Consider the following 11,598-nt stretch of genomic DNA (forward strand, 5'->3'; position numbering starts at 1 on the left):
CGGTGCGGCGGCGGGCGGCGCCTCGGTGGCGGGTGCGGCGGTGTCGGCCTCCTCGGCCGCCAGCTTGGCCTCCAGGTTGGTGACGAACTGGGCGAGCAGCTTGCCCGACACCTCCTTGATCATGCCGCTGCCGAACTGGGCCAGCTTCCCCGAGATCCGCAGGTCGGTGTCGACGCTCACCAGGGTCCGGTCGCCGTCGGGACGCAGGGCGGCGGTGACCACGGCGGCGGCGTTCGCCGCCGAGCGGGCGTCGCGGCCCTTGGCGTCGATCACCGCCCGGTACGCGGCGTCGTCCTTCTCGACGAACTGCGCGGTGCCGGCGAACTCGGAGATGACCGGGCCCACCTTGACCTTCACCTTGCCCTTGTGGACGTCGCCGTCGACGCCGGTGAGACGGGCACCCGGCATGCAGGGGGCGATCCCCTCCAGGTCGGTGAGGACCGCCCAGGCCCGATCGATCGGGATGTTGACCACGAAATCATTGTTGAGCTTCACGATTGACTCTCCTGGAGTGTGCCGAGCGCGGCGGCCACGGTGACGCGGTCGTCGGGGGTCTTGGCGATAGTGCCGATGGTCCGCAGGACGTCGTCACCGGCGAGGTCGGTGGCACCGAGCACGGACAGCGCGGACACCCAGTCGATGGCCTCGGCCATCCCGGGCGCCTTGTCCAGGTCCCGGCCGCGTACGGCACCGACGAACTCGGTCGCGGTGCGGATCAGCGGCTCGGCGGCCGTCGGCACCGCCCGGCGGACGATCTCGGCGGCCCGGTGCGGCTCCGGGAACTCGATCCAGTGGTACAGGCAGCGACGGCGCAGCGCGTCGTGCAGTTCACGGCTGCGGTTGGAGGTGAGCACGACGATCGGCGGGGTGTGCGCGGTGAACGTGCCGAGTTCCGGGATGGTGATGCCGGCTTCGCCGAGGAACTCGAAGAGCAGCGCCTCGAACTCGTCGTCGGCGCGGTCGATCTCGTCGATCAGCAGCACCGGCGGTACCGGCCCCGGATGGCGTACCGCCCGCAGGATGGGCCGTTCCTGGAGGAACTCGGCGCTGAACAGGTCGCCGTCGGTCAGCCGGGACCCCTGCGCCTCGGCGAGCCGGATGGCGAGCAGTTGCCGCTGGTAGTTCCACTCGTAGAGCGCCTCACCGGCGGTCAGGCCCTCATAGCACTGCAACCGGATGAACGTGGTGTCCAGTGCCCGGGCCAGCGCCTTGGCGGCGGCGGTCTTGCCGACGCCGGGCTCCCCTTCGAGCAGCAGCGGCTTGCCGATCCGCACGGCCAGGAACAGCGCCATCGCCAGGCCGTCGTCGGTCAGGTAGTCGACGGCGTCGAGGCGACGCGCGACGTCGGGCGCGTCCTTCACCGGGCCTGCTCCGTCAGCAGTCGCTCGTAGTCGGCGCGGGTGTCCACGTCGATCGGCACCGGCCCGTCCACCGGCAGCTCGGTCACCGGATGACGGCCGGAGTGCAGCAGCTTCCACACGGCCTTGTCGCCGTGCAGGTCGGCCAGGTCGGGGAAGACCGCCCGGCCGAACCGGAACGGGTGCCCCGGCCCGTCGGCGTACCGGCACACCCCGAGCGGCGCGTCCGTGGCGGCGAGCCGCCGCACGTCGTCGGCGCGGACGCCGGGCTGGTCGCCGAGGAGCAGCACGAGCGCGTCGGCGCGCGGGTCGACCGCCCGCACGGCGGTGCTGATCGACGAGCCGCACCCGGTGCTGAAGGCCGCGTTCTCCACCACCTCGCACCCGGTCAGGTCGACCCGGTCCCGGACCTGGTCCGCCGCGCCGCCGAGGGTCACCAGCAGCTGCCCGAAGCCGCACGAGCGGGCCAGGTCCAGGGTCGCGTCGAGCAGGGTCCGCCCCCGGTACGGCAGCAGTTGCTTGGCCTCACCGAGACGCACCGACGCCCCTGCGGCGAGCACCAGACCGGTCACGTTCACGGCTACCCGCCCGTGAAACGCGCGAGGCATCCGGGGCAGCAGAACCAGTGGTCCGTGCCGTCCACCCGGGCGTGCGGGGTGTCCGGTCCGACGGTCACCGTCATCCCGCACACCGGGTCCACCGCCTGCTGAGGACGGATCACGGGCGCACCCGCCGGGGGCCGCAGGTCGTCGCGCCGGACCGCGCGCACCACGTCGGCCATGATCGCCAGGGCGATCTCCGGCGGAGTACGCGCACCGATGTCCAACCCGGCCGGCGCGTGGACGCGGGCCCGTTCGTCGTCGGTCAACGTCAACTCGTCCAGCAGCGCGGCGGCCCGCTTACGGCTGGCGACCAGCGCGACGTGGCCCACGCCCACGTCCAGCGCGGCCCGGATCGCCTCCGGCTCGCCCTTGCCGAGACCGGCCACCACCACGGCCGTGGCGCCGGCGTAGTCACCGGTCTCGACCACCTCGAAGTCGAGGAAGCGTGCCAGCGTCGCCACGGCGGCGCCGATCGGGCTGGTGCCGGCCACCCCCAGCACCGCCGCCGGCAGCATCGGCCGGAGGAAGATCTCGACCGCGCCGCCGGAGTGGCACGGGTTCACCACCACCCGCGCACCCGGGGTGTCGGGGAAGGTGTCCGTGCCGTCCGGCAGCACGCGCAGCAGCAGGGTGCTGCCGTCGCGCAGGGTGTCCAGCGCGGCGGCACGGACCGAGTTCTCGGCACACGCCCCACCGACGAAGCCCTCGATCGACCCGTCCGGCAGGATCACCGCGTCGTCACCCGGCCGCGCCGACGTCGGTTCCTGCGCGCGCACCACCGTGGCGTGCACGAACGGTTCCCGGGCGGCGCGCAACGCATTCGCCCGGTCGGCGATCGTCGTCGACATGTCGCCTCCTCAGATCGGCGGTCGGGCCTGGCCGCGCATGGCGTCCCAGACCCGCGACGGCGTCAGCGGCATGTCGGCGTGCCGGACACCGAAGGGCTTCAGGGCGTCCACGACCGCGTTGACGATCGCCGGTGGTGAGCCGACGGTGGCCGACTCCCCCACGCCCTTGGCGCCGATCGGGTGGTGCGGCGACGGGGTGACCGTGTAGCCGGTCTCCCAGTCGGGCACCTCCAGCGCGGTCGGGATGAGGTAGTCCATCATGGACGCGCCGAGGCAGTTGCCGTCCTCGTCGAAGGCGATCATCTCCATCAGCGCCATGCCGACGCCGTCGGTCAGGCCGCCGTGCACCTGCCCCTCGATGATCATCGGGTTGATCCGGGTGCCGCAGTCGTCGACCGCGATGAACCGGCGCACCGTCACCTGGGCCGTGCCCGGGTCGATGTCCACCACGCAGATGTACGCCCCGTGCGGGTACGTCAGGTTCGACGGGTTGTAGCAGATCTGCGCCTCCAGTCCGCCCTCGATACCGTCGGGCAGGTCACCGGCGCCGTGCGCGCGCATGGCGATGTCCTGGATCGTGACGGACTTGCCCGGGTCGCCCTTGACGTGGAAGGTGCCCTTCTCCCACTCCAGGTCGGCGACGGACACCTCAAGCATGGCCGAGGCGATGATCTTCGCCTTGTCCCGGACCTTGCGGGCGACCAGCGCGGCGGCGGCCCCGGAGACCGGGGTGGACCGGCTGCCGTACGTGCCGAGACCGAACGGGGTGTTGTCGGTGTCGCCGTGCACCACGTCGATGTCGTCCGGCGGGATGCCGATCTCCTCGGCGATGATCTGCGCGAAGGTGGTCTCGTGGCCCTGTCCCTGCGACTGCACGCTGAGCCGGACCACGGCCTTGCCGGTCGGGTGTACGCGCAGCTCGCAGCCGTCGGCCATGCCCAGCCCGAGGATGTCCATGTTCTTGCGGGGACCGGCGCCGACGGCCTCGGTGAAGAACGCGATGCCGATGCCCATCAGCTCGCCCCGGGCACGCTTCTCCTCCTGCTCGCGGCGCAGCTCGGAGTAGCCGGCCATCTCCATGGCCAGCCGCATGGTCGGCTCGTAGTCGCCCGAGTCGTAGACCCAGCCGGTCTTCGTCGTGTACGGGAACTGCTCGGGCTGGATGAAGTTCTTCAGCCGCAGCTCCGCCGGGTCCATGCCCAACTCGTCGGCGAGACAGTCGACGATCCGCTCCACCAGGTACACGGCCTCGGTGATCCGGAACGAGCAGGCGTACGCGACACCGCCGGGGGCCTTGTTGGTGAAGACCGCGGTCATCTTGCAGTAGGCGGCCTCGATGTCGTAGCTGCCGGTGAAGACGCCGAAGAACCCGGCCGGGTACTTGACCGGCGCGGCGGTGCCGTTGAAGGCGCCGTGGTCGGCGAGCACGTTGGTGCGGATGGCCAGGATCTTGCCGTCCCGGGTCGCCGCGATCTCGCCGCGCATGATGTAGTCGCGGGCGAAACCGGTGCTGATCAGGTTCTCCGAGCGGTCCTCCATCCACTTCACCGGCTTGCCGGTGACGATCGAGGCGACGATGGCGCAGACGTACCCGGGGTAGATCGGCACCTTGTTGCCGAACCCGCCGCCGATGTCCGGCGCGATCACCTGGATCTTGTGCTCGGGGATGCCCGCCACGATGGCGTACAGGGTGCGGTGCGCGTGCGGCGCCTGGGTGGTGGACCAGAGCCGCAGCTTGCCCTCGATCGGGTCGAAGTCGGCGAGCGCGCCGCAGGTCTCCATCGGCGCCGGGTGCACGCGGGGGTAGACGATGTCCTCGCTGACCACCACGTCGGCGCGGGCGAACGCGGCCTCGGTGGCCGCCTCGTCGCCGGTCTCCCAGTCGAAGCAGTGGTTGTTCGCCTTGCCCTCGAGGTCGTCGCGGATCACCGGGGCGTTCGGCTCCAGCGCGCGGCGCACGTCGACGACCGGGTCGAGAATGTCGTACTCGACGTCGATCAGTTCCAGCGCGTCGCGGGCGGCGTACCGGTCCTCGGCGACCACGAAGGCCACCTCCTGGCCCTGGAAGCGCACCTTGTCGGTGGCGAGCACGGCCTGCACGTCGTTGGAGAGCGTCGGCATCCAGGCGAGGTTCTGCTCGGCCAGCATCGCCCCGGTCACCACCGCCTTGACCCCGGGCGACGCCTCGGCGGCGCTGGTGTCGATGGAGACGATCCGGGCGTGCGCCACCGGCGACCGCAGAATGGCCAGGTGCAGCATGCCGGGCAGTTGCACGTCGTCGACGTAGCGGCCCCGGCCCCGGACGAAGCGCGGGTCCTCCTTGCGGAGCATCCGGCCGTACCCGACCGGCTTCTGGTCGTTGTCGTGGAACGTGTCCACGGGCTCGTGCACGGTCGTCATGCGGGGCTCCCGGCAGGCTGGCCGGCGTCGGAGATCTCGCCGGCGGCGGGTGATTCGGTGGACTCGACGACCTTGGCGGCGGCGGCCTGCTCGTGCACGGCGGCCCAGCGCACGGAACGGACGATGGTGGAGTACCCGGTGCAGCGGCAGATCTGGCCCGAGATCGCCTCGCGGATCTCCGGCTCGCTCGGGTCGGGGTTGCGGTTCAGCAGCGCCCGCGCGGTCATCATCATGCCCGGCGTGCAGAAGCCGCACTGGAGGCCGTGGCACTGCATGAAGCCCTGCTGCACCGGGTCCAGCTCGGCGCCCTTGGCAAGACCCTCGACGGTACGCACCTCGTGGCCGCCGGCCATCGCGGCGAGCACCGTGCACGACTTCACCGGCTCGCCGTCCAGCCAGACCACGCAGGTGCCGCAGTTGCTGGTGTCGCAGCCCCAGTGCGTGCCGGTCAGGCCCAGCACGTCCCGCAGGAAGTGCACGAGCAGCAGCCGACCCTCGATCTCCCGGGTGACCTCGACGTCGTTGACGGTCATGGTGACCTGCATGCTCAGCTCCTCGCCCGCTCGGCGGCCCGGCGCAGGGCCCGCTTGGTCAACTCGGCGGCCAGATGCCGCTTGTAGTCGGCACTGCCGCGTTGGTCGGTGACCGGTTCGCACTGGCTCGCCGCGATCTCGCCGGCCCGCGCGAACACGCTCTCGGTGGGCTCCTGCCCGCGCAGCGCGGCCGAGACCTCGGGGATGCCGGTGGTGTTCGGGCCGACCGCGGCCAGCCCCACCCGGGCGTCGGAGATCACGCCGCCGTCCAGCCAGATCGCCGCGCCGGCCGAGACCACGGCCCAGTCGCCGGCCCGGCGCTCGACCTTCTCGTACGCGCTGCCGCCGCCGGGGCGTACCGGCAGCCGGACCTCGATCAGCATCTCGGCCTCGCCGACCGCCGTCTCGTACGGTCCGACGTGGAACTCCTCCATCGACACGATCCGCTCGACGCCGCCGGGCCCCCGGATCACGCAGCTCGCGTCCAGCGTCGTGCAGACCGCTGACAGGTCCTCCGACGGGTCCGCCTGGCAGAGCGACCCGCCCAGGGTGCCCCGGTTGCGCACGATCGGGTCGGCGATCACCCGCTCCGCGTCGGCGAAGATCGGGAATGCGGCGGCGAGTTCGGCGGATTCCAGCAATTCACGGTGCCGGGTCAGTGCGCCGATCCGCAACTCGTGCCGGCCGGGTCGGATGTAACCGAGTTCCGGGTGCAGATCGTTGATGTCGATCAGATAGTCGAAATTGGCCAGGCGCAGCTTCATCATCGGCAGCAGGCTGTGCCCACCGGCGATCAGCCGGGCCGTTCCGCCCAGCCGTTCCAACAAACCTATGGCCTGGTCCACACTGGTGGCGCGCTCGTACTCGAACGGTGCCGGAACCTGCATGATGTCGCTCCTCCGCGGTCCCGCCAGAATCTGGTCGGGCCCGTTTCCAAAGTCAACGTCGACCTAAGCAATTGCTTAGGTCGGGTTGACGACGACACCGGCGGCCACGGATGGTGCAACCATGCGGGACATCGCGGACGGACTGACGGACTGGCGTGCGGCCGGCGTCGCGTTCGCCGTGGCGACCGTCGTCCGCACCTGGCGCTCGGCGCCCCGGCAGCCGGGGGCCACCATGGCGGTCAACGCCGAGGGTGAGGTGCTGGGCAGCGTCTCCGGCGGCTGCGTCGAGGGCGCCGTCTTCGAGTTGTGCCGGGAGGCCATCGAGACCGGCAAGGCGCGGACCGAGATCTACGGCGTCAGCGACGACGACGCGTTCGGCGTGGGCCTGACCTGCGGCGGCACCATCGAGGTCCTGGTGCAGCCGGAGGTCACGCTGACCGAGACCGACGCGGTGCTCGACGCGATCACCACCGGCCGGCCGGTGGCCACCGCGTCGACCGGGGACGCCCAGCTCGTGGTCTGGCCCGACCGGGTCGCCGGCAGCCTCGGCGATTCCGACCTGGACCGCGCGGTGGCGCAGCAGGCCGCCGGGATGCTGGCCCAGGGCAGCACCGGCACCGTCCATCTCGGTACGCACGGCGAGCAGCGCCGTGACGAGGTGTCGGTCTTCGTCCAGTCCTACGTTCCGCCGCCCCGGATGATCGTCTTCGGCGCGATCGACTATGCCGCCGCCGTCGCGCGGATCGGCCGTTTCCTCGGCTACCACGTCACGCTCTGCGACGCCCGCGCGGTGTTCGCCACCCGGAAGCGTTTCCCGGACGTCGACGACCTCGTGGTGCGCTGGCCGCACGAGTACCTCGCCGCGACCGTCGTCGACGAGCGCACCGTGCTCTGCGTGCTGACCCACGACCCGAAGTTCGACGTCCCCCTGCTCCAGGTCGCCCTGCGCACGCCCGCGCGCTACATCGGCGCGATGGGCAGCCGCCGTACGCACGACGACCGGATGCGCCGGTTGCGCGAGGCGGGGGTGGACGAGGAGACCCTGGCCCGGCTGCGCTCCCCGATCGGGCTCGACCTCGGTGCGCGTACCCCCGAGGAGACGGCGGTGGCCATCGCCGCCGAGATCGTCGCCGGGTCCTGGGGCGGCTCGGGTCGTCCGCTGACCGAGCTGGACAGCCCGATCCACCACGCCTGAGCGCCCACCGCACCGCCGATCCCGGCTCAGACGGTGATGACGACCTTGGCGCGAGCGTGCTCGCTCTCCAGGTACCGCATCGCCGCCGGCACCTCGGCGAGCGGATAGGTGCGGTCGACGACCGGGGCGACCAGACCGGCCTCGACCAGGTCGCGCACGCCGGCCAGCAGTTCCCGGCTCGGTGGCGTCGCGAGCAGTTCCCACCGCTCACCGGTGACGCGCGCCGCCACCTGCGCCCGCAGGAGCAGCGCCATCGGCCCGACGAGGGCGGGTCGGCCCCGGAAGGTCCCGCCGCCGGAGAGCACCAGCGTGCCACCGGGAACCAGTGCGCGTCGCAGGTCGGCCAGGGATCGGTTGCCGACCAGGTCCAGCAGGACGTCGTAGCGGCGGCCCAGGCGGGCGAAGTCGTGGGTGGTGTAGTCGACCACGTGGTCCGCGCCGAGCGACCGGACCAGGTCGACGTTGCGGGTCCGACACACCGCCGTCACGGTGGCCCCGAGCGCCTTGCCGATCTGGACGGCGAACGTCCCCACACCGCCGGAGGCGCCGTTGACCAGCAGGTGCTGCCCGTCGCGCAGCCGCCCCACGTCGCGTACGCCGAGCAGGGCCGTGTTGCCGGCCAGCGGCAGCGCGGCGGCCTGCGTGACGCTGAGCGTCGCCGGTGTCGACTCGACCCGCGCGGCGGGTACGCAGAGGTACTCGGCGAACGCGCCGTGCAGGTCGCCGGTGTCGCCGTACACCTCGTCGCCGGGGCGGAACCGGTCGACGTCGGCGCCGACCGCCTCGACGGTGCCCGCGAAGTCGGTGCCCCGGATGACGCGCCGGGGCCCGCGCAGCCCCATCATCTGCGGCGCGGCCAGCCGGGCGAGGTAGGGGTCGCCCCGCAGGACGTGCCAGTCCCGCGCGTTCAGCGCGGCCGCGTGCACCCGCACCAGCAGTTGGTCGGCGGCCGGGACCGGCCGGTCGACCTCCTGGAGCCGCAACACGTCGGGTGAGCCGTATCGGTGTGCAACGATCGCCTTCATGTCGCCATGGTGTCGCTCGCGGCGGGGCGACTCATCGGCACACGGGCCGCCCCCGCACCGGTCCCCGGCAGGAGACCGGACGGCCGAAAGTACGGCGCGGTACCCGCCGACGCCGGTCGGGTGGTGTTCAGTCCGGCAGGTCGGCGATACGGGTGGAGAGGTCGCGCAGCAACGCCAGCTCGCCGGCGTCGAGGTGGTCGAGGAAGCGGGTTCGCACCGATTCCACGTGCGGCGGCGCGGCGCGTTCCAGCACGCCGAAGCCGTCGTCGGTCAGGCGCAGCAGGCAGCCCCGAGCGTCCTGCGGGTCGGGTTCCCGGGCGACGAGCCCCCGGGCCTGCATCCGGGTGGCGTGGTGGGAGAGCCGGCTGCGCGACCACTCCATCTTGGCGGCGAGGTCCTTGAGCGCCCAGCGGCGGTCCGTCTTCTCCGACAGCGTGCTGAGCACCTCGTAGTCGGCCGGGGAGAGGCCCGAGTCGCGGACCAGGTCCCGGTCCAGGCGGGCGGGCAGCGCGACGAGCAGACGCCGGAACGCCCGCCAGGCCCGCTCCTCGTCGGCACTGAGCCACGGTGTCGCCATGTCACCACCGTACCCGTCGTTGACATGTCATCGAAACTCCGGCTACGTTCGTTGACATGTCATCGACCGTTCCGTCCGCACCCCTGCGCGTCCTCGTCATCGTCGCGAGCACCCGACCCGGCCGACTCGGCCCGGCCATCACCGACTGGTTCGTCCGGGCCACCGCGCCGGACGCCGCCCGGCACCGGACCCAGGTGGAGGTCGCGGACCTGGCCGACGTCGGGCTGCCGATGTTCGACGAGCCCGAGCACCCGTCACGCGGCGGGTACGCGCACGACCACACCCGCGAGTGGAGCCGCCGGGTCGCCGACGCCGACGCGTTCGTGGTGGTCACCCCGGAGTACAACTTCGGCATGCCGGCGGTGCTCAAGAACGCCTTCGACTTCCTCTATCAGGAGTGGGCGTGGAAGCCGGTGGCCTTCGTCAGCTACGGCAACACCTCGGCCGGCACCCGCGCGGTGCAGATGGCCAAGCAGGTCGTCACCACGCTGCGGATGGTGCCGATCGGCGCCACCGTCGCGCTGCGCCTCGCCGAGGCCATCCGCGACGGGCAGGTCGTCGACTCCCCCGCGCGGGACGACGGCGCGCGGGCCGTGCTGCGTGAACTCGACCGGGTCGCCCGGGCCCTGCGTCCGCTGCGGGCACCCGCGCTCCCGGAGCTCACCGCCGGGCCGGTCGAGGGGCTGACCCTGGCCGAGGTCCGGGACGAGGACCTGGCCGAGCTGTTCGTGCTCCAGCGCTGCTGCTGGGTGCAGGAGGCGATCGTCAACGACACCCTCGACCTGCCGCCGTTACAGGAGTCCTTCGCGGATCTGCGCGCCTCCACGTCGACCTGGCGGATCTGGTGCCTGCGCCGCGACGGCCGCCTGGTCGGGTCGGTGCGGGCCCGCGCGGACGGGGACGCGTGGCTGGTCGGCCGCCTGATGGTCGCCCCCGACCAGGCGGGCGGCGGGATCGGCTCCTGGCTGCTCGCGCACGCCGAGTCGCAGACCCCGGAGACCACCACGCACCACGCGTTGTGCACCGGCCACCGCAGCACCCGCAACATCGGGGTGTACGAACGGGCCGGCTACACGGTGACCGAGGTCGACGCCGCACAGGGCGTCGTCCACCTGGTCAAGCCACGCCGTGCGGCGGTCGACGCCTAGCCCGCGGTGGGGGCCGCCGACCAGGTCCGGAGCCGACGCAGCATCCGGACGTCGGCGTACCCCGGCGGAACTGCTGGTCACCGGTTGATACGGTCGCCCGCGACGCCGATGATCACCTGGCCGACAGGGAGGGTACGCGATGGGACTCATGGACCGGCTCCGGGGCGAGTTCGTCGACATCGTGGAGTGGCTGGACGACAGCCGCGACACGATCGTCTGGCGCTTCCCCCGGTTCCAGAACGAGATCAAGATGGGCGCCAAGCTGATCGTGCGCGAGTCGCAGACGGCGGTGTTCGTCAACGAGGGGCAGATCGCCGACGCCTTCCCGCCCGGCACCTACACCCTGGAGACCCGCAACCTGCCCATCCTCTCCACCCTCAAGGGCTGGAAGTACGGCTTCAACTCGCCGTTCAAGGCCGAGGTGTACTTCGTCAACACGCGGCAGTTCACCGAGATGAAGTGGGGCACCCAGAACCCGGTGATCCTGCGGGACGCCGAGTTCGGCGTGGTCCGGCTGCGCGCGTTCGGCGCGTACGCGGCCCGGGTGGTGGACGCGCAGCGTCTGCTGCGGGAGCTGGTCGGCACCGATCCGCAGTTCCGCACCGAGGAGGTGCAGGAGTACCTGCGGCAGCTCATCGTGGGACGGCTCGGCGGGGCGCTGGCCACGGCCGGCGTACCGCTGCTGGACCTGGCCGCGCACCAGGACGCCATCGGCCGACGGCTGGCCGGGGTCCTGACGGCGGAGCTGGCCGATGTCGGCATCGCGATCCCCACCTTCGTCATCGAGAACATCTCCGTGCCGCCGGAGGTGGAGCGGGCGCTGGACAAGCGCACCAGCATGGGCGCGGTCGGCGACCTGGACCGGTTCACGCAGTTCCAGGCCGCGACCGCGTTGGAGGAGGCGGCCCGCAACCCGGGCGGCGAGGCGGGTGCCGGCGTCGGCCTGGGCATGGGCATGGCGATGGGGCAGCAGATGGCCCGCACGATGGCCGGCGAGACCGCGCCCGCCCAGCACGCCCCGGCGG

General features: G+C 72.1%; 12 protein-coding genes. 3 read left to right on the forward strand and 9 right to left on the reverse strand.

Features of this window, described 5'->3' with window-relative positions; translation table 11 throughout:
- The 7 genes from EYA84_RS16580 to EYA84_RS16610 all read right to left on the reverse strand — a co-directional run.
- Positions 1–495: SRPBCC family protein (locus tag EYA84_RS16580; RefSeq protein WP_161594983.1), on the reverse strand; the 495-nt coding region annotated here is incomplete at its 3' end.
- Positions 492–1,361, reverse strand: coding sequence for a MoxR family ATPase (locus EYA84_RS16585; RefSeq protein WP_131053977.1), 870 nt, complete (start codon positions 1,359–1,361; stop codon positions 492–494). The genes EYA84_RS16580 and EYA84_RS16585, both read right to left, overlap by 4 nt.
- Positions 1,358–1,966 carry an NTP transferase domain-containing protein gene (locus EYA84_RS16590; RefSeq protein WP_236145802.1) on the reverse strand — a complete coding sequence of 203 codons (609 nt, stop codon included), beginning with the start codon at positions 1,964–1,966 and terminating at the stop codon, positions 1,358–1,360. The genes EYA84_RS16585 and EYA84_RS16590 overlap by 4 nt, the downstream gene beginning before the upstream one ends.
- Complete coding sequence (locus EYA84_RS16595; RefSeq protein ID WP_131053978.1) at positions 1,939–2,808, reverse strand: XdhC family protein; 870 nt, start codon at positions 2,806–2,808, stop codon at positions 1,939–1,941. The genes EYA84_RS16590 and EYA84_RS16595 overlap by 28 nt, the downstream gene beginning before the upstream one ends.
- 9 nt (positions 2,809–2,817) lie before the next feature.
- Entirely contained in the window at positions 2,818–5,208 is a 2,391-nt protein-coding gene (locus EYA84_RS16600) for an aerobic carbon-monoxide dehydrogenase large subunit (RefSeq protein ID WP_131053979.1), read from the reverse strand.
- Positions 5,205–5,753, reverse strand: coding sequence for a (2Fe-2S)-binding protein (locus EYA84_RS16605; protein WP_131053980.1), 549 nt, complete (start codon positions 5,751–5,753; stop codon positions 5,205–5,207). The genes EYA84_RS16600 and EYA84_RS16605 overlap by 4 nt, the downstream gene beginning before the upstream one ends.
- Positions 5,754–5,755: 2 nt before the next feature.
- Positions 5,756–6,628: a xanthine dehydrogenase family protein subunit M gene (locus tag EYA84_RS16610; protein ID WP_131053981.1), complete on the reverse strand. Its 873-nt coding sequence runs from the start codon at positions 6,626–6,628 to the stop codon at positions 5,756–5,758.
- A gap of 121 nt (positions 6,629–6,749) precedes the next feature.
- Between EYA84_RS16610 and EYA84_RS16615 the strand changes: the two genes are divergently transcribed.
- The gene (locus tag EYA84_RS16615; protein WP_131053982.1) at positions 6,750–7,823 is read left to right on the forward strand and encodes an XdhC family protein; all 1,074 of its coding nucleotides are present in this window, start codon (positions 6,750–6,752) and stop codon (positions 7,821–7,823) included.
- Positions 7,824–7,849: 26 nt separating this feature from the next.
- Here the strand turns inward: EYA84_RS16615 and EYA84_RS16620 are convergent, their stop codons facing one another.
- Together EYA84_RS16620 and EYA84_RS16625 are read right to left on the reverse strand one after the other, a co-directional pair.
- On the reverse strand, positions 7,850–8,848 hold the full coding sequence (locus EYA84_RS16620) for an NAD(P)-dependent alcohol dehydrogenase (RefSeq protein WP_131053983.1): 999 nt from the start codon (positions 8,846–8,848) through the stop codon (positions 7,850–7,852).
- Between the two features lie 127 nt (positions 8,849–8,975).
- Positions 8,976–9,425 (reverse strand): MarR family winged helix-turn-helix transcriptional regulator, encoded by a 450-nt coding sequence (locus EYA84_RS16625; protein WP_131053984.1) that lies wholly within the window; start codon positions 9,423–9,425, stop codon positions 8,976–8,978.
- A gap of 56 nt (positions 9,426–9,481) precedes the next feature.
- Here EYA84_RS16625 and EYA84_RS16630 point away from each other — a divergent pair, with 56 nt between their 5' ends.
- The gene (locus EYA84_RS16630; protein ID WP_131053985.1) at positions 9,482–10,573 is read left to right on the forward strand and encodes a GNAT family N-acetyltransferase; all 1,092 of its coding nucleotides are present in this window, start codon (positions 9,482–9,484) and stop codon (positions 10,571–10,573) included.
- Between the two features lie 139 nt (positions 10,574–10,712).
- On the forward strand, positions 10,713–11,598 hold an 886-nt coding region (locus tag EYA84_RS16635), incomplete at its 3' end, for an SPFH domain-containing protein (RefSeq protein WP_131053986.1).

It is taken from the genome of Verrucosispora sp. SN26_14.1 (assembly GCF_004307965.1).
Classification (GTDB): Bacteria; Actinomycetota; Actinomycetes; order Mycobacteriales; family Micromonosporaceae; genus Micromonospora.

Coding starts and splice junctions, on each gene's coding strand:
- EYA84_RS16605 (WP_131053980.1), bottom strand. CDS start 5,753: ATGCAGGTCACCATGACCGTCAACGACGTCGAGGTCACCCGGGAGATC.
- EYA84_RS16595 (WP_131053978.1), bottom strand. CDS start 2,808: ATGTCGACGACGATCGCCGACCGGGCGAATGCGTTGCGCGCCGCCCGG.
- EYA84_RS16590 (WP_236145802.1), bottom strand. CDS start 1,966: ATGCCTCGCGCGTTTCACGGGCGGGTAGCCGTGAACGTGACCGGTCTG.
- EYA84_RS16610 (WP_131053981.1), bottom strand. CDS start 6,628: ATGCAGGTTCCGGCACCGTTCGAGTACGAGCGCGCCACCAGTGTGGAC.
- EYA84_RS16600 (WP_131053979.1), bottom strand. CDS start 5,208: ATGACGACCGTGCACGAGCCCGTGGACACGTTCCACGACAACGACCAG.
- EYA84_RS16620 (WP_131053983.1), bottom strand. CDS start 8,848: ATGAAGGCGATCGTTGCACACCGATACGGCTCACCCGACGTGTTGCGG.
- EYA84_RS16630 (WP_131053985.1), top strand. CDS start 9,482: ATGTCATCGACCGTTCCGTCCGCACCCCTGCGCGTCCTCGTCATCGTC.
- EYA84_RS16625 (WP_131053984.1), bottom strand. CDS start 9,425: ATGGCGACACCGTGGCTCAGTGCCGACGAGGAGCGGGCCTGGCGGGCG.
- EYA84_RS16615 (WP_131053982.1), top strand. CDS start 6,750: ATGCGGGACATCGCGGACGGACTGACGGACTGGCGTGCGGCCGGCGTC.